Raw genomic sequence first — 21,362 nt, forward strand, 5'->3', positions numbered from 1 at the left:
GTTATCGATATGAGGGATTTGATGAAATGGGGCTTCAGTGGAAACGATATCACTCGTAGTGGCGCGATTTATCGCGCGAAGTAGTGATGGGGCTGCGCGCCCCCATCACTCAGTGTGCTCTTTTCAGCGTAATGCGCGTCAGTTCAGAAGGACGTCCTAAACGCACTGCCATGCCCGGCCACAGCGCAGTGCCGTTATTCACGTAAAGCTGCATACCTTCTACGGCATAAAGACCGGAAACAAAGCCGCCATTCGGTTTAGCGAACAGGCGATCAAATCCGGCAATCAGGCCGCCATGGGTGTGGCCGGATAGCTGTACATCCGCCCCTTGCGCCGCATTCTGGCGCGCGTTGCGCGGTTGATGGTCCAGCAATACTACCGGTGCATTGAGCGGCGCACCCGACAGTGCGCGGGCCAAATCCGGCCCCGGAGCACCCCGGCCAGGGGCCGATGCATCGGTCACGCCAACAATCACCAGGCTGGCATCATCGCGGGTCACGACCGTGTGGCTGTTGAGTAAAGGTTTCAACCCCAGTGCGGCGAGATGCTCCGTCCAGCGCGCCTGTTCAAAGAAATATTCGTGATTGCCGGTAATGGCAAACACGCCATCGGGCGCGCTCAGACCCTGCAAGGGCGCAACATCATTGCGCCGATTGTTCAGCGTGCCATCAATCACATCACCGGTGACGACAATCAGGTCAACCTCCAGCGCCATCGCCTTCTCCACCATCTTCGCTGTCCATTTTCCATTGAACAGTTTGCTGATGTGTAAGTCTGTCAGCTGCAACAACTGATAACCTTCAAACTCAGCCGGCAGGTTCTTAATGTTGAAGACCACATCTCTCACCGGCGGGACACGTATCGCCTGATGAACACCCACTGCGGCCAGCAACATGGCGATCCCGCCAGCCAGATAGCGTACCTCGGGGGAAATGACCAGCGGATGCCCGACCAGCAGCGCAATCAGCCCCACCGCATCGATGACCACCTGAAGCATGGCGAGAAACAGCACCGCACAGAACGCCCAGTTGAACAGGATAATCACCGGACGCGGCATTTCCGGCGACATGATGCTGCCGGAGGTAAAACGACTGAAAAACAGGTATTGCGTGGCAAGCAACACCACGGCGGAGAACAGAATCTTCACCCCAAGCGGCAACGCCAGGGGAGCAATAAAGCGTGCGATGACATACCAGCCAGGTATGCTGAAAATCAGGTGAAACATCGTGATATTCCCTGGAAATTAGGCAAAGTTTTCGCGTGCCATTATCGGCGAAAAACATGTCCGCGACTTTTCAAAACTGGCGAAATCTCCAGTTGCTGTGCAGAAAAATACGGCACAGGCCTGAGGCTGTACCGTATTGGTAGTTAATTAACTCATCGAGAAACTTTTAGCTTCAATCATCCTGTTTTGGCATCTCTACTAATGTTCCTGCCGGAAGTTCATCGACCAAAAAAGGTTTACCTGGAATTCTGTCTTTATTCGCCATCCAGAAAGCGGCTCCAGAATTTTTGTAATTACTTTTATAACTCATCGCTATCGACCATAAGCTTTCACCTTTTCGGCTCACATGGTAGGCCTTCGAGGGGTCATAATCGTCATCAGCCGTCTGAGTTGTCGGACTGATTCTCACTCCTTGCGCCTGCGTCGTTGCTTCTGAAGTCTGTGGGCTGGATGCTGCCGTAGACGCAGTTGATGCTGTGGTGGTTTCATTTTCATCTGCAAAAAGTTTGGACAACTTAGCGTATAATAAATTTCCACTATTCCCGGTAACCCGAGCCAGCAACATTTTCGCCCCTGGTGGCATTGTTCTCCAGATTTCGGCCAGGCTTTTTATTCCACCTTTTGCTGAATTTTGAATAATCGCAGCAGCATCTTTCACAAACTGCGCCAGTACATCAATTTTACTTTGTGGATATTTTGCAATTGATTGAGCTGCATTTGTTGATAGTTTAGTTAACGCGTCCGTTTTAACTTGTGCCAGTACACCAGCACTAAAACTGATGCCGAGTGCCAGCAACGCATCCGCAATATGTTTCTTTTGTTTGTCTGGATTGTCAGCAATTGCAGCTTTAATTGCTGAAGGTGCACAACTTAATAAACTGATACCGAAGTTAACCATCGGTCCTATCTTCATTGCAGGTCCCCATAAAGGGAATAGCGCTAACACAGCCTTTAACGCTTCTGCGCCAACGAAAATATTGGACTCCATCCGAGTCCATGTCGAAAAATCAAAATCACTCTTAACATGCTCAATGGCTGTGGGTGTGAGTATATTTTCAACTTTACCTTGCTGCCTAGGGAGTAAACCCAATACCTTATTAAAAGGAGGGCTTTCATTTCTTATGTTCATTGCTTTATCTTCACCGGCCAGCTGAATCACTCTCCTCTGTGAAAGCCCTGCATCAATTTCCTCCCTGAGGGACTTCGGCAATGGCGAATGAAGTGAGGATGATATGCTATTATAACTTATAGGTTCAAATGCTGGATTCAGGCTAAATATATATCCTTTGTGAAGAAACATGTTAGATAATACATTTTCATGAAAAACCAATTGCGTAACATTTTCAAGGTCTTTATGGGTTAATTTCCCAACTGGACTCCTGGGGTGGGTAAGGTTATATATATTTGCCATTAACTCGGCATTACTTCTTAACGCCTCTTTAATATCCTCTCTGTTTGTCGGATTATCTAATGCGGCATCAAACTTATCTTCTACAATGCTTAAAATAGAACCATCATTAATGGCGGATTTTAAATGATCCGGGTAATCATCAGGCCAGGTGAAATCCCAGCCAATATTAAGGATATTCCTAAAGGTGCTGCTATTTTCCTCAATAAATTTCCTGGCCATACCGCTCGCCACTTCGATCGGACTAAACCCTTTTTCGATTTTCTCGCCTAAAATTTTTGCCTTAGCATAAAGTACGGGAAAATAACTTGGTTCAACATTCACCATGATTTTGTCGTTCTCAAGGCGCTCTTCGGCATTGTGCGATAAAGTCGTCCATTCGTAAGCATGCTTAAGCGCACTCTTTATCATCTCTCCCGGAGGCTCTTTAATATCAACATTGATATTTTCTTTAATGCTATCCAATAGTTTGGATTTCAGCTTAACGGTGCGTTCATCAGTCCACAAACTTTTCATAAGTAAAACAGTGGCCTCGATTGGCGTGGCCATATTGGCCGCAATTGCGGCTACTGCGGCTTTTGGTCCACCCATGGCCGCCGCAGCCGCCGTGGTGATAAGGGTTTGTGTAGACCAGCTAACGGTGTTATCCGCGTCAAAAGTTTTATCGGCGTCCGGTGTTTTATTCGGGCATGCAAATTTATCTTTCTCTGATGGCGGAACAGGATCTGCCTTACCCGTTATTCTGGCTGGCGGTGCCTTGTGTTTTCTATCAGGCCTGTTTAATTCTGGCGCACAAATACCCTTTGCGGCATAAGATGCATTAAGGAGCCATGTTCCTTTCTGAGCCAGCGTCATCTGCGATAAACTTCGTCCATTCTCAACACGGCTAAAAGTGATTTCTTCCGTATTGGCAAATGGATTATGTTCCGGGATTAGAGCTTGCTGGCTTGTCGATGGACGTTCTGCCAGCTCTTTTTCAATGGAAGTTTGTAGTTGCTGTACTTCTTCACGACTGGGTGATGAAGCACCCTGTTGATTTTTGGCAGCAAGAAGTAATCGCAAAAATTGAGTTCTGTCTATCGTGGCTGAACTGTGCCTATCTTTTTGCTTTGAAAAGTGATTATTAACATGTTCATGTAAATTAGCATTATTTACCGTATGCGGAACATGTTCGTTGTCAGATACTGTTTTTGTCAGGGAGCCATCCCACATAAAATCGACTAATTTCATCACCTTCTGGCAACAATGATCGTCCCATCTATCGGACTGAATTTTCTGAGCCAATCCATAGGTGCCATTTTTTAATAATAGCTCGGTCTTTTCCGGTGACGTCTTAATCATACTGGCGATTTTTTCTTTAAACTCACTCACCTCTTTTTTACTTACACAGGTCAACAGATGACCATTGTTATTGTTTGTAATATTTTCCCCTTTGGCATTGGAAATTACTAACCTGATGAAATCATCTTTATTTTCATTAGCGTTCAACAGAGCGTCATAGTTATGTAAATCTGGCTGAGCACTATCCTCACTGAGGATGTCGAGTACCAGTTGCCGGGTATCTCTGTCCCATTCAGGTTCCGCCAGTTTCGCTTCAGCATCCATAAGTAAGGCATGATCATGGCAATTCAGAATCTGTGCATCTTTGCTTATATTGTATGGCTTAGTATCATTCTTGCGATCATTTACCTCTCCGAAAGCATAGTTTATATTATTTGCGTTAGGGATGGTTGGGTGCATTTACTCTCCAGTGTATGAAATTGTCTATAAACAATAATAAAATTTACCATCGCCACATGATGTTTTTTATTGTTTCCTACAATTTCTTTCGGAAATTGGCAATGAAAAACCTAACGAAAGATTAATTATTTGACTTATATCAATCCATGTAAAATATATAAAAACATCAACGACAAAAAGCCCGGTATCCCAGGTAAATAGCACGCAACGCTGCAAATTCCAGCAAACAGCTTCCATCTGGATGTACAGACGTCCAGATGTAGATTATAGTGCGTTCCCTGTACCCGACCTGCCACGCAGGGAGAGACCATCAGATGTTTAGAAAGGAACTTCGTTATGAATAAGAAATTAGTCTCCGTGTTGCTGGCAGCTTCAGTGACGCTGCTCAGCGCCTGTAATAAAGACAGCAACAACAGCGTCAAAGTTGCGATCAACACCGGCCCCGATCAGGCGCTGTGGGATACCGTCAAGCAGGTTGCCCATGACAAGTATCATCTGGATGTCGATGTGGTGGCCTTCAATGACTATGTGCAGCCTAACGAAGCTCTGTTCAACAAAGATGTCGATGCCAATGCCTTCCAGAGCCTGCCTTATCTGGAAATGCAGTCAAAAGAGCGTGGTTACCATTTTGCGGTGATCACCAACACCTTTGTTTTCCCCATCGCGGGCTATTCACGCAAAATCAAATCGTTAAAAGATCTGCCTGATGGTGCCACTATCACTATCTCTAACGAAGCCACCACTCTCGGACGCAGCCTGCTGTTGTTGCAGGCCCAGGGGCTGATTAGCGTGAAACCCGAAGCGGGCCTGCTGCCAACCACACTGGATATCACCGCTAACCCGAAAAACCTTAAATTTGTTGAAGTGGACACACCGCAGCTGGCTCGTACGCTTGATGATCCGCAGGTTTACGTTTCCATCATCAATAATAACTTCGCGGCGCTGGCGAATCTCTCCGCCTCACGTGATGGCATGTTTATGGAAGGAAAAGCGTCCCCGTATGTGAACGCGATTGTGGCGCGTGAAGATAATAAAGACAGCCCTAATATTCAGAAGCTGAAAGAAGCGTTCCAGTCACCGGAAGTGCTTAATAAAGCGAACGAAATTTATAAAGGCGACATTATTAAAGGCTGGTAATTTTATGGCGGCGCAATTTATTGCGCCGCCATAGCCTATGCAGTTAATGCTTATACGTTGCGAGTTTATCCTGCTGCATATCCCCCAACCCTTCTGAAGGTTTCAGGTCACAGGCTTTGGGCAGCGTGGTGGTCAGCAGACCGGCTACCACCAGCGAACCCGCCAACCAGCAGACCGCAACATTCTGTCCATAAAGCATGGTCATAATCCCGACCAGATACGGCCCGCAGAATCCCCCCAGGTTACCGAGGCCATTGATCACCCCGCGCGCGCTGCCCGCAACTTCCGGCGCGGCAATGCGGCCAGGGATTGACCAGAACGGGCTGGTCGCAGCCTTCAGGAAGAAACCGCAAACCACCAGCGCGATGTAGGACGCCACCACGTTGCTGTGCAGGATCACCGAAGCCAGCAGCGCCGCCGCAAAGCAGAACAACGACACCATCACCCACAGACGACGTTTGCCAGTGCGGTCGCTTAACCATGAAATCGCGTAAATACCCAGAATGGTCGCGACAAACGGCAAGGCCGCCAGCAAACCAATACCCGCCATATTCGATCCGGTCAGGTTTTTCAGAATACTCGGCAACCACAGGGTGTAACCGTAATCCCCGGTTTGATAGAAGAAATTCAGTGCCACCAGCTTCATCAGGCCCCGGTTACGAAACACCGCTTTTAAAGGGGCTTTGGTCACTGACGCGACGGCACGCACCGCCGCACGTTCACGTCTCAGCTCACCGAGCAACCAGGTTTTTTCCTTCTCAGGCAACCAGCGTGCTTCTTCCGGACGGTCACTGACCACCAGCCACCAGATCAGCAGGATCACCGCCGATAATAAGCCTTCAATAATAAACAGCCAGCGCCAGTCCAGCACATTGATGATGTAGCCGGAGATCGGTGCGGTAAACATGCCGCCTAGCGGAGCAAACATCATCACGAAAGCATTGGCACGACCCAGCTCTTTCTCAGGGAACCAGTTACTCACCATGGTTAATACCACGGGTAACATCCCCCCTTCCGATACGCCCAGTACAAAGCGTAACGCCAGCAATTGATAGTGGTTGGTGACAAAACCAGTAGCGATGGAGACCAGCGTCCAGGCAACCAGCGACCAGGCAATAAAACGTTTACCGCTGCCGTTCACCGCCGTCCGCCCACCCGGTACCTGCAAAAACAGATAACCGATAAAGAAAATACCGCTGACGATACCTGCCATCTGGCTGGTAATCGCCAGGTCCTGATCCATACCACCAGGGAGCGCAAAGCTGATATTGACGCGATCCATGAAGGAGACGATGCAAACGATCAAAATCGGCGCAATAACGCGATACCAACGTGTTCCGGGAATACGGTCCTGCATAATGCCCCCTTCGTGTAGATTCGTAGTTCTGCACTCTATTAAAGAGAGTCTGGATATTATTTTTGCGATCTGAATCACTGCAAATCGTGTTAAGGAAAGCTGTTACACACAGCGTGATGTGGCGGTGGAAAGCGCGTGGTTAAACGCCTGAAGAGAGGCGGGAACAAAATAAAACAACCTGACAGCATGCGTTCCGGCTGCCTTTCAGGTGCAGAATCAGCGCTTCATCACAGGAGTTGTAACATCAGGTTGTAACAACAATGCTGCATTTACTCATCAACCCCCATCGATAGTTGAATTTATGTCTCCTCAGTAACATCCAGAGGCCTGTTTCCCCGCGGCTAAAAGTTAAGGATGATATCCGTCCCGGAAAGGTCAGGTTCCCTATTCCGCTTTCCCTTTATTTCATTTGCGATTTTTTCGTAAGGGTGTTCTATGCAAAATAAAAGCACATTGCTTTTACTGGCTCTCTCTGTCGCCGTATTTGGCGTGATAACCACAGAAATTGCGATTATTGGCTTACTGCCAAAATTAGTTTCACAACTTCATGTTACACCCACGCAGGTCGGTTTTCTGGTGAGCATCTATGCGGTAATTGTCGCGATTACCGGTCCGTTTATTACGCTGCTGTTATCCGGCTTTGATAAGAAAAAGGTATTATTGAGCATTCTGGGCGTATTCATTATTTCCAATCTGATTTACGCTACTACCGATATATTTAATCTGATGCTGTTGTTCCGCATCCTGCCCGCTCTCGCCCATGCGGTGTTCTTCGCCGTAGCGCTGGTGGTTGCCGCCAGTTCGGTGCCCAAAGAACAAGCCGCGCATGCCACCGCCCGTGTATTTGCCGGTGTGGCCATCGGTCTGGTGCTGGGCGTACCGCTCAGTGGATTAATTGCCGATCATATTTCTCTGGCTGCGGCTTTTTATTTCGGCGCTGCCGCCTGCGTGCTGGCCTTTGCTGGCGTGTTGTTTCTCATGCCTTCCATGCCCGCCACACAGAAAGTATCGTTCGCCAGCCAATTATCGGTGTTACGTAACGGTAAATTGTGGCTCACTATCGCCACCGTGACATCAATATTCGCCGCCATGTTTTCCAGCTTCAGTTATGTCGCCGATTATCTGTCAAACATTACGCAACTGCATAACAATGCCATCAGCGCGATGCTTATTTTATTTGGTGCGTGTGGTTTTATCGGCAATTTCGTCTTTAGCCACTTTTTGCAGAAAAATGTGGTAAAAACCACTCACCTCTACCCGGTGTTATTTAGCGTGATTTTTCTGCTGGTGTGGTTATTTGGTTTCTCACCGCTCAGTATGTGTCTGCTGACGGTTTTCTGGGGAGCGTTCCATTCCTCGGGATTAGTGATCAGTCAGACCTGGCTGATGCGCGAAGCCAGCAAAGCGCCGGAATTCGCTAACAGCCTGTATATGTCTTTCTCAAATCTGGGCATCACCATCGGTTCCCTGACAGGCGGCTGGTTTATTGCGCACCTCGGCACCCATGCTGTGGTGCTGAGTAGCGTGATTTTCACTGTTCTGGCGCTGTTAAGCATCGTGATAAAACATCGTGCCGACCACGCCAGCGTGCTGGTAAAGGAACTGGCGTAACCTGATTAATCCAGCAAGCCGTCTTCTGCCGCTTTCACCAGCGTATCCACCACATAACGGATGCGCGGTAGCAGCTGACGGCTTTTCGGCCACATCGCACTGATGGGCACTTCCCCGCCGGAATGCCCGGAAAGCACCTCACGTAACTCGCCACTGGCCAGATATTTTCCCACCAGCCACAACGGTAGCTGCGCCAGACCACATCCGGCTAGCGTGGCCGCCAGCATCGCATCACCATCCGCCAACTCATGCGTGGCGGGCGGCGTAAAACGCAGCATCTGCCCGTTGCTCTGTTTCAGCAGCCACGAAATAGGCTGATTGCGGCGGAAACCGACCACACACTGGTGCTGGTTGAGTTCGGCAGGCGCAGTCGGTTCCCCCTGACGTTGCAGATAATCCGGCGCAGCACAAATCACCAGCTTCTGCGTGGTCAACCTGCGCGCTACCAACCCGCTGCTGTCCGCCAGCTCACCAATGCGGATCACCAGATCAATGCCTTCATCAATCAGGTCAACAAAGCGCTCGCTGAATGTCACCGTCAGCGCCAGCTCCGGGAAGTCACGCGTAATTTGCAGCAGAATGGGCAGAATACGTTGCCGCCCAAAGGCGGCCGGGAGATCGACGCGTAATCTGCCCGCAGGTTGCGAAATATGGGACGTCAGTTCGGCCTCGGCCTGCTCCAGGATATCGATGGCATTCTGGCAGCTAGAGAGAAAGCGTTCACCATCCGGTGTCAGGCTGAGTCTGCGCGTGGAGCGCTGGAAAAGCCGCAACCCGAGCCGCTCCTCAAGGCGACTGACGCTTTTACCCACCGCTGATTTGGTTAATCCCAGCCGTTCAGCCGCTGCCGTGAAGCTACCTAATTGCGCCGTGGTAACGAAGGCGGTGATGCTGCCGAGATGATCTGTTTTCCGCATAAGCGTGCGTCATTCCTCTTTATCCAGTGCCAGGATAAAAACATGTAATCATAAAAAAGGCCAGGGTATTAGCCTGGCCTGACGCATGATTACTGCGCTTTCGCTTTTCGTCGCAGCAGACAAATGATGCCGATAATCGCCAGCACCAGAATAATCCCCCCAATGATGGCTGGCATCATCAGCGGTTGCAGGCGCGCAAGCAGCGGCGGATGGCCACCTTTACGGACCCAGGCAACATCTTCCGCGGTGACGGTCACATTCGGATTACCGTAGTTTTTCAGCACAAAGTTACTGATATCCGCCACCCGCTGATCGTTCAACTTATCAACATACGACGGTGAGCTAAAGCCTGGCATCAGCACCTGATGGTCTGCGGTATCGCGTTGCACACCAAACAGAATCGCGGCAATCAGGTTGTTCGGATTGCGCATGCCCGTGGCGGTATTGTGGAACAACGATGGATAAGCCTGATTGGCGCTACCCGAGCCATCCGGCTGATGGCAACTGGCGCAATTGCCGCTAAATAGCGCCTCGCCATTGGTCAGGGAGAGATTGGCGTTGTTGGGGTTGCGACCACGTACGCTATTTTCGATATCCATCGGTGCGCCCCAGCTGTAGGCCGGTTGCGTTTCACCTTCATCACGAATCGGGGCGGTACCTTTCAGGTAAACCGCAATGGCGTGCAGATCGCTATCCGGCAGATATTGCAGGCTGTGCTCAACCGCTTCTGCCATTCCGCCTGCGGCCTGATTTTTACCCGCAGCACGACCGGTTTTCAGGTACTGCACCAGCTCATCATCACTCCAGCCACCGATACCGCTCACCGGGTCTGAGGTGATATTCGGCGCATACCAGCTACCGAGCGGTCCGCCAGCCAGCGGACGATCCTGCTGCTCCTGCATCAGGAAACCACGCGGCGTATGACAGGTATTACAGTGCGCCAGGCCGTTAACCAGGTAGTTACCCCGATTCCACTCCGCACTTTTGCTGCCATCGTTTTGCCACATTTTGTCGTTAGCAAACATCATGTTCCAGAAACGCATGCTAAAACGCAGGCTGAACGGGAATGGCAAGTCCGTCTGCGGATTATGTTGCTCGACAGCGGGTACACCGTGCATCAGGTAATAATACAGGGCGTGCAGATCGGCATCGGTCATCATGCTGTAGGAGGTATAAGGCATCGCTGGATACAACTGTGCGCCATCAGCACGTACACCATGCCGGACCGCAGCCGAGAACTGGGCTTCGGTATAATCCCCGATACCACTTTTGGCAGGCGTGATGTTGGTGGCATAAATCACCCCCATCGGTGAAGCAATACCATAACCTCCGCTGAACGCAGTTTTACTGCCCGGTGCGGTATGGCACGCCTGGCAGTCTGACGCGATGGCAACCTGTTCACCCTGCTTCAGCAGGGTGGTATCAAGGGAATCAGCCTGCGCGCCAAAGGTGACCAAAGCCGCAAAGCCGGTGACAATGAGCGTCTTCATGCCATTGTCCTCATGCGCTGGGCGATATCCTGTGCCGCTTTCAGGCCCAGCGCCGCCATCGTCAGGGTACTGTTGACCACGCTTGCGGAAGGGATCGCCCCGCCACCCGGCAGCCACAGGTTTTCGTGATCAAATGCCCGACAGTTACCATCCACCACCGCGTCTTTGCCGCTTTTACCCATGATCACGCCACCCATAATATGGTTGTTGGCATTCAGTCCTTTGCTGATGGCGAACTCCTTGCCATTAAACAGCTGACCGATATGTTCCAGCTGGGCGTGGGAAACTTCAGCGCCTTTACGCACGTAATCACCGACATCGTAATAGATATCCGGGCAAGGCAGGCCATGCGGGTCGTTGCGGGTTTTGCTTAAGGTCAGACGGTTTTCCGGGTCTGGCAGCGGTTCAAGACTGATCGAAATATCGACACTGTGGATCGAGCGGTAACGGATTTCCTCATCCAGCGCTTTTCCGACCAGCCCTTTCTTCAGCGCCTGCTGTGTCGCAGCAACCACACGAGAGATATTGTTAAGAATCATTTTGTTAGCAGAGTAATCGCGGCGGAAGTCGCCATCACGATAGCCCACCATGCAGCTGCTTTGTGCCGGGCCACGACCCAGCCATACCGGTTCTTCGGTCAGGAATGAGCAATGGAAGCCGGAGTGGTCCATCATGTTGCGCCCCACCATATCCGAACCATTGGCAATACCATTCGGGTTGCCGCCGTTCGCCGCCATCAGCAGCAGACGTGGCGTTTCAATACCGTTGCAGGCCAGCGCAAACGCTTTGCCGGTGGCTTTATGTGACGCGCCGGAGCTGTCTTTCCAGTGCACGGCTGTCACGCGGTTATTGCCGTCGGTATCAATTTTGTAAACCACGGCTTCGGCCAGCACCACGGCACCGGCACGCTCCGCACGTTCGATATGGTGGATACCGTTGTACATCGCTCCGATCGGGCAAATGGGTTGGCAGTTATTGTTACCACAACAGGTAGGACGCCCCTGCCACGGGCGCGTGCTGCGTCCCTGGGGGATGGGGACCAGGTTGTAACCATGCGGGTTAACCACGCTGGCAAAATAATTATCACCGTGGGCGAAAGGCACCATGTCCATCGGGTAAGGCTGGCTACGCTCCGACGGCGATTGCATCGCCACATTGTTCGGCCCTGCCACGCCAATTTCGCTTTCCGCACGGCAATACCAGGGTTCCAGCTCGTCATAGCTGATTGGCCAGTCGCGACCCACGCCATATTTTGACTGCATCACAAAATCACTGGGGTGATGACGCCAGCACGATGCCGCCCAGTGCCAGGTGGTGCCACCAACGGTGCGCAGGTAACCCTGCTGAAAGCTGCCAGCATCCGGACCGGTAACATTCACATAATTATTCGGTGGGAAGTAAAGCGGTGCCGGGGCAAATTTAGATTGCGGATATAACCCCTGAAAATCAGAGCCAGCACGGTTAGCAAATGGCATGTTGCGCCAGTTTTCTACTGCCTGTGCACGATCAATACGTAAACCTGCTTCCAGTACCAGTACGGAATAGCCCTGGCTGACCAGCTCATTCGCCATCAAGCCACCCACCACTCCGGAGCCAACAATAACAATGTCTGCAGCAGCATCACCCTGCGCAGAAAAAATCGGTTTTTTCATGATTTTCGTCGTTTTTTATGAAAGGGAAATTTATAGCGAGTCAATCAGACTGCTGTGCTCATCCGGAATCGGTGCGGTCCACCAGATCGGACCGTTACCACAATAAGTCGGCACGATCAGGCCATCGCTGACGGTTTGATACATCAGCGCCTGTTTATAAGCGACCAGGGTGCCGTGGTAGTCATTCCCCACCGTACCGGTGTACCAGGCGGTAACGATTTGGTAGAGGAAATCGTGCAGGCCGGCTTTATCGGCCTGATCCAGTAACTGCTGCGCGCTCATGCCGGGTTGCAGCAGCCGCGCCAGCTGGGTCAGACGCGGGCCAAACTGCGCATCACGTTGACTGAATGCCTGAAAAAAACGCGCGGCCAGCACAGTATCCAGATGCTTATGTTCGGTGATGGCTTGGGAGATGCTGATGAACTGCTTCACTGCATCGCTGGCACTGAGGACGCTGGCGGCGAAAGCCCTGCCCGGCAGGGTGGCGACCGCGCCAGTGAGCGTCAAACCAAGGGTCGCAAAGAGAAATTCCCTGCGAGTGGAACCGGTTCCATTTTTGGTTACAGAAACGGTTTTAGCCGGAATTTGTCGTTTCATGGGTTACCTGATGTTAATGCGAAAGGAACAATAAAGTTACGGGTAACATCCTACCGGTTAAGTTTCAAAACTGTTATCAGGTTTTTATAAAACACCGCATATTTGCAGGGGGAATAGCACTAAATGATAACCCATTGTGAAATCGATTAATTAACAAGCAACAAATGAGTAACAAATGAGCACCACAATCAATCCGCGATTCATTTTGTTACACAGCGGGCTGAATACTTCATCTTTTCTCCCGGATTGTATGGCGGGATAGAGGTTTCGCGCGTTAACAAGGAGTTGCTATGGATCGTCGCCATTTTCTGACCGGACTTGCTGCCAGCGTTTTTGTTGCGGGGCATACCCGGTTGGCTTTCGCCGCACCGACAGTTTCACGTTCGGTCATTCCCCTGTGGCAGGGGGAACCGCCCGGCGGTGGCGGGCCGACTGGCAACCTGATCATTTCCGCAACGGGTGCTCAGCGCAATATCGCCCTGCCCACCCTGACGGTGATCAGGCCCGCGGTTCCGCGTGGTCAGGCCGTGCTGATTGCTGCGGGCGGCGGCTATAAACGAATTGAGATGGGTAAAGAGGCGTGGCCTGCCGCTGAGTGGCTGGTGGCACGCGGTATCACTGCCTATGTACTCAGCTATCGTCTGCCGGGTGAAGGATGGAAAGATGGCAACAAGGTTTCACTACAGGATGCGCAACGGGCGCTGCGGATGGTACGGCAACGCGAAAAACAGGTCAGCGTATTGGGCTTTTCGGCGGGCGGCCATCTTCTCGGGCTGGCCGCAACCCGCCCTGATTATCCTTCTTATTCCCCACAGGATGATCTCGACCAGTTGCCAGCCACTGCTGACCAGGCTGCACTGATTTATCCCATCATCACGCTGGAGCAACCCTATACCCACACCTCCACCCACCGGATTTTGGTTGGCCCACATGCATCAGCCACCGAGAACGCCGCCTGGTCAGTGCAAAATTATGTTCGTCCTCAGTCACCGCCCTTCTTCCTGGTACAGGCTGAGGATGACCCGGTATCAAACCCTGAAAACACCCTGATTATGGAACACGCCTGTCAACAACAGCACGTTGCCGTTGAGTTACACCGTTATAGCCGGGGCGGGCATGGCTTTGGTATGGGACGGCCCGGCACCCCCACCGTGGCATGGCCGGGCCTGTATGAAAAGTGGCTATCGCGCCAGGTTTAGTGATGCAACATCTCGTCCACCACTTCAGCCTTTTGCATCTGCCACGGATAGTAAGTCGGCCAGTTGTCCATTTCCTTCAGCAACGCCTCCTGTGAGGTGTTGCCCATAAAAATATGAAAATGGGACGACTGACGTGGGCCGATGATGTGATCGCTGAACTGAACGTATTTGGGGGCGTGGCTGGTGGCGTCCTGACAGCTAAACAGATAACGCACCCCCTTCTTACCTGAGGCATAAGTCAGAATTTTGTGTCCGTCATAGGTGTAACGACAGGAAGTGGACTGATCGCCGATGTGAAACTCCATCACGCCATTTTCGATACCGATGGTATCCACGTTGGTGGCATAGCCTTTGCGGTAATACGCTTTGACGCTGTCGAAGGTTTTGCTGTTGTCTTTCTCCACTTTTTTGCGCAGCACCGGGTCGAGGTCGCCATTAAGCAGTAAAGGGTAAACCGACTGCCACACCCCTTCCCAGTCCGCTAACGTCCTGTCCTGTACGTCATGATCAGCAAACACCCCGTCCGCCGCCTGCTGCTCCTTTTGCGTCAGGGGTTTACCATGCGCATGATCACCATGTGAAAACGCCTGAACGCTGATGGTCATAAGTCCCAGAGATAACGCTATTTTTTTAAATTTACCCATCACAACTGCACTCTCCATTGGTTAAAGTGGAGATGTTATATCATAACAATTTGTAACGCAAAGTTTGCTCAGACACATCCTGCTGGCTGAGAAAAAGACGGATAAAAAGCGCCGCATAACAGGCAGGGCCAAAAAAAAGCCCAAATTCATTTTGGGCTAATCGGACGTAGAGAATGTTTATTATGATGTGGCATGGAGAAATATTTACATACTTCTCATCAGGCAAACCCACATTAAACCAATGCTTAACAACTTATTTATAATATGGTGCGAAGTGATGTTGTTGGGCGCTGTCGCCGCCGCTAATTGTAATCAAATGAAAAAACATTCGCACAAAGTTAATTGAGTTGTGGCAGAAGGTTGCTTGCGTGTTAATTAGCAGTTAAAGCTAAAAGTCATCCGGCTAAAAGGTATTTATTATTCCTAACGGTGGTGATTACCTGCCGTGCGCAACCGTCGATTTTTATCAACGAAGATTAAACGACAACAACCCGATACCATACGTATAACTGGCTTAACAGTAGCGTTTGAGGAGTCAGATATGAAAGCATTAGTGAATGACATCATTTCTATTTTTACCGAGAAGACAATTAATCCGGTACTGGTCCGCTCAGGATTATCTCACCGTGAAATTGCGTCGATCCACCCCGTAGGCGTGACCAGCGTGAGCTGGGTGACATCAATGGAAGAACTCAATGACGCCTTTGTAAAAAAGGCCCTGGAAGCCGGTGCAGTGGGTTACCACATCACCAATGTGGATTCCCATAAACCCGGCAATGATGGTCAGCATGTGATGGCGGCCACCGCAACGCTGTATCACATCAATGACAAAGTGGCATATGGCTAACGCGCGTGAGACACATCGCCAGATACGCTTCCCCTGGCGATGTGTCGTTATTTAGCTGAATAACTCAGCGCCAATATAGGAACCTTCAGCCGGTGCCGGTGGAATAAAGAAAATGCCGGAACCAATATGAGAAATATATTCATTCAGCGCATCTGCCGCGCCCAGTTTGGCCTGTAATGTTTCAAAGTGCGCCGGATCATTCTGATAACTGATAAACAGCAGCCCCGCATCCAGCAAGCCAAGGTTATTAAGACCATCGGTATAATTGTAGGAACGACGAAGTATCCGAATTCCCTTGTTATTCTCATGCGCGGCCAGGCTGATATGCGCCGTTGCCGGAATAACGAGTTCTCCGCTTTGATCTTTCACTGCAAAATCAGGCTGATCAAACTCTTTGTGCCCGCTGAGTGGCGCGCCAGAAAGCTTATGGCGTCCAAACACATTGTTTTGATCGCTGACGCGGTCGGTATCCCAGTTTTCAATGTGCATGCGAATCTTCCGCACCACCTGGTAGGTACCCTGCTGCTGCCAGGCCGGGCCATCATCTTTGATCCACACATGGCGGTTAAAATCGGTTTTTTCGGTGATATTGCGCGTGCCGTCTTTGAAACCAAACAGGTTACGCGGCGTAGATTGCCCTTTCCCTGCCGAGGCACGACCAAAGCCCAATACCGACCAGCGTGTGGCCGCTGTGCCTGTCGATTTGGCGATACGTGCCAGGTTGCGTACCGCATGGTAAGCCACCTGAGGGTCATCCGCACAGGCCTGAATGGAGAGATCACCGCCAGTCAGTTCCGGGCTGAAGTTGTCGCTTGGCAGCTGAATCAACTCACGCATCAGCGCAGGCTTTTTATCCGCCAGCCCCATCGCTTCGCTGAAAATACGCGGCCCCAGGCCCACGGTGACGGTCAACGAGGCGGGTCCCAGATCCATCGCTTCGCCGGTATCATTGCCCACGCCGCTGGTGCGGGTCGGTTCTACCTGACCAATGGTTTCACCACGCATCATTTGCGCAATGGCGGATGACCAGCGTGCCAGCAAAACCTGCAAATCACGCGGATTGTGCGAGGTTAAATCAAAGGTCATAAACATAATATGACGCTGCGGTGGCGTCTCAATGCCCGCCTGACCCGCAGTGCCATAAAAAGCATGCTCACGAGAAAGATCAACACGATCCTCAGGGTTGTGGATCGCTTCATTCTGTCCATGCGCTGCACTGATGGCCGGAACAGCCAGCGCACTGGCCACCGCCCCTTTCAGCAAATCGCGTCGGGTGAAATTACCGGCCTCCCTGGCCGGTTTTGACTTATCGCTCATCGATTATTTTCCGCTGGTTGCGACTTTTTCAGCGATTTTTGATAACGGTTCCTGCAACGCCTGCACCGCACGGCTCAGTTTTGCGCCATCGGAAGCTTTCAGCTCGGCGGTGTAGTATTTGTACCCCCCCGGAATCGCTGGATCGCGGTAGGTTTCCAGTAACGCATGCACGGCAGCAAACTGCTCGCTCACGCGTTTGGTCAGGTCGGGATCGATTTTTTCCAGGCCCGGTTTCAGGAAGGCAAATGCCTGCTCGGCACCCTCGATATCACCGGCGAAATCGATCAGGTCAAGATGGCTGAACGCCTCTTCTTCCCCGCTGATTTTGGTGCTTTGCACTTCTTCCAGCAGATCCGCGGCGCCGTTCGCCAGGTCTTCCGGTTTGAAGTTGATAGATTTGATCAGTTTGTCCAGTTTGCCGACATTGGCCTGCAGTTCCACCGCAGTTTGCTTCGTTTCTGCAGTGATAGCGCCTTTCTCAAACAGGTCGCGTTCAATCGCATGGAAACCGTGCCAGCCCACTTTCGGATCGAGGTTAGACGCGCGCATATCGATCAGATAGTCGAGGTTGCCCGCATTATCGGTGGCTTTAAAGCCCGGCAACACGAAACCACTGACATCAGATTCGATACGTTCATAGAAGGGACGCGCTTTGGCGTAGTCAGCTTTGGCTTTTTCCAGATCGCCCGCGTCGATATCCGCCTTCAAACGATCGACCGCCACCACCATGGCATCGACCACGCCGCTGACATAAGCGCCATAACCTTTCGCACCTTCGTTAAGTAAGGTCGCCGCGCTACCTGATGGTGCCGCCGCGCTCTTGCCCGTCACGGTGAAGTTAGTCAGCTCCTGCTTCGCGCCGGGGCAATAAATCTGATAAGTGCCACCGTCCAGCGTCAGGGTGAATTTCACCGCTGGCAGGCCCGGTGCCAGGTTTTCTTTTTCACCCAGAATACGGTTGTCGCTCAGCAGCTCCAGCTCAGTCAGTGACGTCGCCGTTTTATTCACGACGGTAAAGGTGACCGGGCCCGCTTTCGCGGTGGTGTGGTCGATATGGCAGGTGCCATCGCCTTCACTGGTCATGGTGATATTGACCTGCGAAACACCGTTTTTCACAGGTGCCTGTGTTGCGGCCTGCGCATCAACCGAAAGCAGCAGAGCCGCGGAAATCCCTGCCGCAATGAGCGCATATTTTTTGGTGAACGGTTTTGTCTTCATCGTGCCTTCCTGTTTGTTTTTCAGGCAATGTCATTGGTGAGTTGAACTGTCCAGCAGTCCCTGTTTGCTGCGTCCTCGGGCGCGAACACCTTTTAGTCGTCTGAACTGACGACTGGCTGAGAAAAAGCAGGTGAAGGCCAGAATGGCAAAAAGCGAAGGTAAAATAACGGCCCAGAAGTGGTAGACATCCTGCGCAGCCACCGCATCACGCAGGCGCTGCTCGATATCCTGTGAAAACGTCGGGCTGATTTGCCAGTCGCAGCCCGCTTCTGCGTTGCGGGCGCGGGCACTAATGGTGCGCGGCGACTGCAGGCCACTGCCGGATAAAGTGATATAGGTTGACGAGTGCGATTCTGCGGTCACCACTACGCCACGCATCATGGTCGCGTCCACGCTGCAATTCACCGTCCATTTCGCCTGATACGGACCGGGATGCTGCGCCGGGCTTAATCCCACCGGAATGCGGTTGCCATAGGCTTCCATCACCTGGTCCAGCGTCAGTGGCGAGCTGGCGTCGGCTGGTTCATAGCTGTAATCCGCCTGCCACTCCTGCTTACCAGAAGTGGTGACTTTGCTTAACTGATCATCAGCCACCGTCAGCGCGGCGACAGGTAGCCCCTCAAGGGTAACGGCAAACTGGGGTTTGCCTGTCGCAGGCTGGCTACTGATATGGCCCACGGTTTGCAGCGAAGCGCGACTCACCAGCGGAATTTCATCAGGGATATCGGCATTCGGTGCCGGATAAACCAGAAACAGCAGCAGAGCGGTGAGCGCCAGGCCTGCTCCGGTCACGGCGGTGAATTGCGCCGCACGTTTGGGTGCCGGTCGCAGGTGGGCTGGCCAATAGATCAATGCCGCAACTGCGACGATGTAAATCAGCCAGCCAGCAAACTCTACCAGTCTGGGATCGGCCGGGATGCCGAGCACGCCAGTGATCAGTGCAGACTGAATCGTACCCGGCGTCACCAGCCAGGTGAGGTCAGCAACGCGCTGCTGCCCCGCATTCAGCCAGCCCGCTTCATGGGCGCTGCGTAAGGCGGAGATAATTAATCCGGCGGCAACCAGAATCAGGAACAGACCCGTAAAACGGAAGAAACGGGACAGATTGATACGAATCCCACCGGCATAAATGCCCCATCCCACCAGGATCGCCACCAGCAAGCCCAGAACCGCGCCAACCGCCGCCCAGATTGCCGATTGCGAGGCAGAAAAGGTTGCCAGTAAGAAGACGCTGGTCTCGAACCCTTCTTTCAGCACCGACAAAAATGCCATGCTTGCCAGCGCCATCGCACTGGAACGGGTGATCGCCTCTGCAGCTTCGGTTTCAAGCCTGCGCTTCAGGTTGTGAGCATGGGAGTTCATCCACATCACCATGCCAGTAACAAAGAACACCGCAACCAGGCCGATAACGGATTCCATCATCTCCTGACGCGCCTGCGGTAAGGCATTCTCAGTCAGGTTCAGTACAAAACCGACGGCAAGGGAGAGAATGACAGCACATACCACGCCCACCCACATGGCAGTCAGTGGTTTGCCATTTTTGCGTAAGAAAGCGGCGATAATACCAACGATTAATGCAGCTTCAAGACCTTCGCGCAATGCGATAATGAACGTCGCCAGCAAGTAGAGTGCTCCAGATAGTCGCTAAAAGCGTAATGATAATAATTATTAGTATCACTACACATGAAAATAATAAATATTCCCCAACAGCGACGCAGTAAAAAAAGGAAAAACACTATTTGATCTCTGGTTCGCCAGATATTATCTGGCAAACCATCGTGACGAACATCACAACATTAAGTTAACCTTAAGGAAGCTCCTGATTAATCAGGAGCTCTTGTTTGGCGGTTTTCTGTATTAAAAATACACACCTGTTAAATTTTGCCAGCTGGTTTACTCACCAGCTGGCAGAGGTTATTTTGCGATTGTAGAGATATGTAAAGGAAACAGATTGATATGACAGGGATTTTATTTATCAGGAGGCTGGCGGCAGCGCCTGCAATATCCGTTCAGCCTCGGCAGCGCTTAGCGGATACTGATAAAACTGGCGATAAAAACGTCGCGTCGCCTCATTGATGTTCAGTGCGGGAAACAGTTCCGGGTGGAGCTTCGCGGCAGCCCACTGAATCTGTAACGCAACCTCTGTGCCATAACGGTCCCACGGGAATACTCCCGCCGGATTCTGCCAGACACGATGGTTCTGCACCGCCTTCACGCTATTGAAAAGGCCCGCGTAATCAGAATCCGCCAGATTGCCCGCACCAGCACCTATGATAATCACGTCCGGGTTCCAGCGAATCACATCCTCCGGTGAAATAGGCTTCATATTGCCATCAATCCCCGCCGCCACATTGCGCCCACCCGCAAGCTTGATCCAGGTATCAATCAGCGTGTTGCGGCCATCCACTTTCAATGGATGGAGCGATTGAATATGCAGCACAGTCGGGCGCTGGCTGTTGCTCAATCCCTGAGTTTTCGCCTGAATGCTGGCGATTTGCTGATCCAGATACTGGTTATAGGCCACAGCTCGTGCCTGCGCCTCAGGCGTGCCAATCACTGCTGCCGTAGTGGTGAGAGAACGCTTCATCGAGTCGAAGTCATCAAACTGCATTTCCAGCACCGGAATGCCCGCCAGGCGATAGGACTGGGCATCCGGATCATTTGCCGGGACAAAGACCGCATCCACATGACGCGCCACCAGCGCTTCACTGGCGAAGGTTTTACCATGCGCCTGTAAAGCCTGGTTCAGTGACGGCTGAACCTTAAACATCCACGGCCGATCTGCCGGATGGTTAACCGTCGCGACAATGCGGTCACCCGCCCCCAGCGTCATCAGCAACGAATGATGGGCAAACCAGGCGTCCGCAATATGGTTGACCGGATGGGTGATTTCCACCCGGTTACCACGATCGTCAGTCACGGTTTGCGCCAGGCCAGTGGCGCTGGCCAGCAATAACGGCAGCGCCAGCGCTAACCGGCAAATCGGTTTCAACATCGGTGTAT

General features: G+C 51.8%; 16 protein-coding genes. 4 read left to right on the plus strand and 12 right to left on the minus strand.

What is annotated here, in order from left to right:
- Window positions 1-109: 109 nt before the first annotated feature.
- On the minus strand, window positions 110-1,225 hold the full coding sequence (locus AC6I8X_RS21435) for a metallophosphoesterase (RefSeq protein ID WP_497841401.1): 1,116 nt from the start codon (window positions 1,223-1,225) through the stop codon (window positions 110-112).
- 172 nt (window positions 1,226-1,397) lie between these two features.
- A complete protein-coding gene (locus AC6I8X_RS21440; protein WP_497841402.1) occupies window positions 1,398-4,373 on the minus strand; it encodes a hypothetical protein in 2,976 nt (991 codons plus the stop codon).
- A gap of 336 nt (window positions 4,374-4,709) precedes the next feature.
- Between AC6I8X_RS21440 and AC6I8X_RS21445 the strand changes: the two genes are divergently transcribed.
- Entirely contained in the window at window positions 4,710-5,510 is an 801-nt protein-coding gene (locus AC6I8X_RS21445) for a MetQ/NlpA family ABC transporter substrate-binding protein (protein WP_208717624.1), read from the plus strand.
- A gap of 43 nt (window positions 5,511-5,553) precedes the next feature.
- On the opposite strand, the gene AC6I8X_RS21450 is transcribed toward AC6I8X_RS21445, so the two are convergent.
- Window positions 5,554-6,867: an MFS transporter gene (locus AC6I8X_RS21450; protein ID WP_313687090.1), complete on the minus strand. Its 1,314-nt coding sequence runs from the start codon at window positions 6,865-6,867 to the stop codon at window positions 5,554-5,556.
- Between the two features lie 435 nt (window positions 6,868-7,302).
- On the opposite strand from AC6I8X_RS21450, the gene AC6I8X_RS21455 reads away from it, so the two are divergent.
- Window positions 7,303-8,478, plus strand: a complete 1,176-nt coding sequence (locus AC6I8X_RS21455; RefSeq protein ID WP_313687092.1) for an MFS transporter — start codon at window positions 7,303-7,305, stop codon at window positions 8,476-8,478.
- A 5-nt stretch (window positions 8,479-8,483) separates the two neighbouring features.
- Here the strand turns inward: AC6I8X_RS21455 and AC6I8X_RS21460 are convergent, their stop codons facing one another.
- The 4 genes from AC6I8X_RS21460 to AC6I8X_RS21475 form a co-directional block, all read right to left on the minus strand.
- Window positions 8,484-9,395, minus strand: a complete 912-nt coding sequence (locus tag AC6I8X_RS21460) for a LysR family transcriptional regulator (RefSeq protein WP_497841403.1) — start codon at window positions 9,393-9,395, stop codon at window positions 8,484-8,486.
- Between the two features lie 89 nt (window positions 9,396-9,484).
- Window positions 9,485-10,885: a c-type cytochrome gene (locus AC6I8X_RS21465; RefSeq protein ID WP_497841404.1), complete on the minus strand. Its 1,401-nt coding sequence runs from the start codon at window positions 10,883-10,885 to the stop codon at window positions 9,485-9,487.
- Window positions 10,882-12,537 (minus strand): GMC family oxidoreductase, encoded by a 1,656-nt coding sequence (locus AC6I8X_RS21470; RefSeq protein WP_313688976.1) that lies wholly within the window; start codon window positions 12,535-12,537, stop codon window positions 10,882-10,884. Before AC6I8X_RS21470 ends, AC6I8X_RS21465 begins: the two co-directional genes overlap by 4 nt.
- Before the next feature lie 30 nt (window positions 12,538-12,567).
- On the minus strand, window positions 12,568-13,134 hold the full coding sequence (locus tag AC6I8X_RS21475) for a sugar dehydrogenase complex small subunit (protein WP_313688974.1): 567 nt from the start codon (window positions 13,132-13,134) through the stop codon (window positions 12,568-12,570).
- Between the two features lie 290 nt (window positions 13,135-13,424).
- Here AC6I8X_RS21475 and AC6I8X_RS21480 point away from each other — a divergent pair, with 290 nt between their 5' ends.
- Window positions 13,425-14,333, plus strand: a complete 909-nt coding sequence (locus tag AC6I8X_RS21480) for an alpha/beta hydrolase (protein WP_497841405.1) — start codon at window positions 13,425-13,427, stop codon at window positions 14,331-14,333.
- Here AC6I8X_RS21480 and zinT read toward each other — a convergent pair.
- Window positions 14,330-14,977 (minus strand): metal-binding protein ZinT, encoded by a 648-nt coding sequence (zinT, locus tag AC6I8X_RS21485; RefSeq protein WP_497841406.1) that lies wholly within the window; start codon window positions 14,975-14,977, stop codon window positions 14,330-14,332. The two genes, AC6I8X_RS21480 and zinT, sit on opposite strands and share 4 nt — an antisense overlap.
- A gap of 541 nt (window positions 14,978-15,518) precedes the next feature.
- Here zinT and AC6I8X_RS21490 point away from each other — a divergent pair.
- A complete protein-coding gene (locus AC6I8X_RS21490; RefSeq protein WP_299449877.1) occupies window positions 15,519-15,824 on the plus strand; it encodes a YdgH/BhsA/McbA family protein in 306 nt (101 codons plus the stop codon).
- Window positions 15,825-15,875: 51 nt separating this feature from the next.
- Here AC6I8X_RS21490 and efeB read toward each other — a convergent pair whose 3' ends face one another.
- The 4 genes from efeB to AC6I8X_RS21510 all read right to left on the minus strand — a co-directional run bounded on the left by efeB (window position 15,876) and on the right by AC6I8X_RS21510 (window position 21,354).
- Window positions 15,876-17,141 carry an iron uptake transporter deferrochelatase/peroxidase subunit gene (gene efeB / locus AC6I8X_RS21495; protein ID WP_313688966.1) on the minus strand — a complete coding sequence of 422 codons (1,266 nt, stop codon included), beginning with the start codon at window positions 17,139-17,141 and terminating at the stop codon, window positions 15,876-15,878.
- A gap of 3 nt (window positions 17,142-17,144) precedes the next feature.
- Window positions 17,145-18,359: an iron uptake system protein EfeO gene (gene efeO / locus AC6I8X_RS21500; protein WP_497841407.1), complete on the minus strand. Its 1,215-nt coding sequence runs from the start codon at window positions 18,357-18,359 to the stop codon at window positions 17,145-17,147.
- Between the two features lie 30 nt (window positions 18,360-18,389).
- The gene (gene efeU / locus AC6I8X_RS21505; protein WP_497841408.1) at window positions 18,390-19,982 is read right to left on the minus strand and encodes an iron uptake transporter permease EfeU; all 1,593 of its coding nucleotides are present in this window, start codon (window positions 19,980-19,982) and stop codon (window positions 18,390-18,392) included.
- 352 nt (window positions 19,983-20,334) lie between these two features.
- A complete protein-coding gene (locus tag AC6I8X_RS21510; protein WP_497841409.1) occupies window positions 20,335-21,354 on the minus strand; it encodes an ABC transporter substrate-binding protein in 1,020 nt (339 codons plus the stop codon).
- Between the last annotated feature and the right edge of the window lie 8 nt (window positions 21,355-21,362).

The organism is Pantoea sp. X-Soil-TKNS-1280, from assembly GCF_059730475.1.

What these genes read in the sequence shown, in the direction of transcription:
- AC6I8X_RS21435 (WP_497841401.1), bottom strand. Translation starts at nt 1,225, where the DNA reads ATGTTTCACCTGATTTTCAGCATACCTGGCTGGTATGTCATCGCACGC.
- AC6I8X_RS21440 (WP_497841402.1), bottom strand. Translation starts at nt 4,373, where the DNA reads ATGCACCCAACCATCCCTAACGCAAATAATATAAACTATGCTTTCGGA.
- AC6I8X_RS21445 (WP_208717624.1), top strand. Translation starts at nt 4,710, where the DNA reads ATGAATAAGAAATTAGTCTCCGTGTTGCTGGCAGCTTCAGTGACGCTG.
- AC6I8X_RS21450 (WP_313687090.1), bottom strand. Translation starts at nt 6,867, where the DNA reads ATGCAGGACCGTATTCCCGGAACACGTTGGTATCGCGTTATTGCGCCG.
- AC6I8X_RS21455 (WP_313687092.1), top strand. Translation starts at nt 7,303, where the DNA reads ATGCAAAATAAAAGCACATTGCTTTTACTGGCTCTCTCTGTCGCCGTA.
- AC6I8X_RS21460 (WP_497841403.1), bottom strand. Translation starts at nt 9,395, where the DNA reads ATGCGGAAAACAGATCATCTCGGCAGCATCACCGCCTTCGTTACCACG.
- AC6I8X_RS21465 (WP_497841404.1), bottom strand. Translation starts at nt 10,885, where the DNA reads ATGAAGACGCTCATTGTCACCGGCTTTGCGGCTTTGGTCACCTTTGGC.
- AC6I8X_RS21470 (WP_313688976.1), bottom strand. Translation starts at nt 12,537, where the DNA reads ATGAAAAAACCGATTTTTTCTGCGCAGGGTGATGCTGCTGCAGACATT.
- AC6I8X_RS21475 (WP_313688974.1), bottom strand. Translation starts at nt 13,134, where the DNA reads ATGAAACGACAAATTCCGGCTAAAACCGTTTCTGTAACCAAAAATGGA.
- AC6I8X_RS21480 (WP_497841405.1), top strand. Translation starts at nt 13,425, where the DNA reads ATGGATCGTCGCCATTTTCTGACCGGACTTGCTGCCAGCGTTTTTGTT.
- zinT (WP_497841406.1), bottom strand. Translation starts at nt 14,977, where the DNA reads ATGGGTAAATTTAAAAAAATAGCGTTATCTCTGGGACTTATGACCATC.
- AC6I8X_RS21490 (WP_299449877.1), top strand. Translation starts at nt 15,519, where the DNA reads ATGAAAGCATTAGTGAATGACATCATTTCTATTTTTACCGAGAAGACA.
- efeB (WP_313688966.1), bottom strand. Translation starts at nt 17,141, where the DNA reads ATGAGCGATAAGTCAAAACCGGCCAGGGAGGCCGGTAATTTCACCCGA.
- efeO (WP_497841407.1), bottom strand. Translation starts at nt 18,359, where the DNA reads ATGAAGACAAAACCGTTCACCAAAAAATATGCGCTCATTGCGGCAGGG.
- AC6I8X_RS21510 (WP_497841409.1), bottom strand. Translation starts at nt 21,354, where the DNA reads ATGTTGAAACCGATTTGCCGGTTAGCGCTGGCGCTGCCGTTATTGCTG.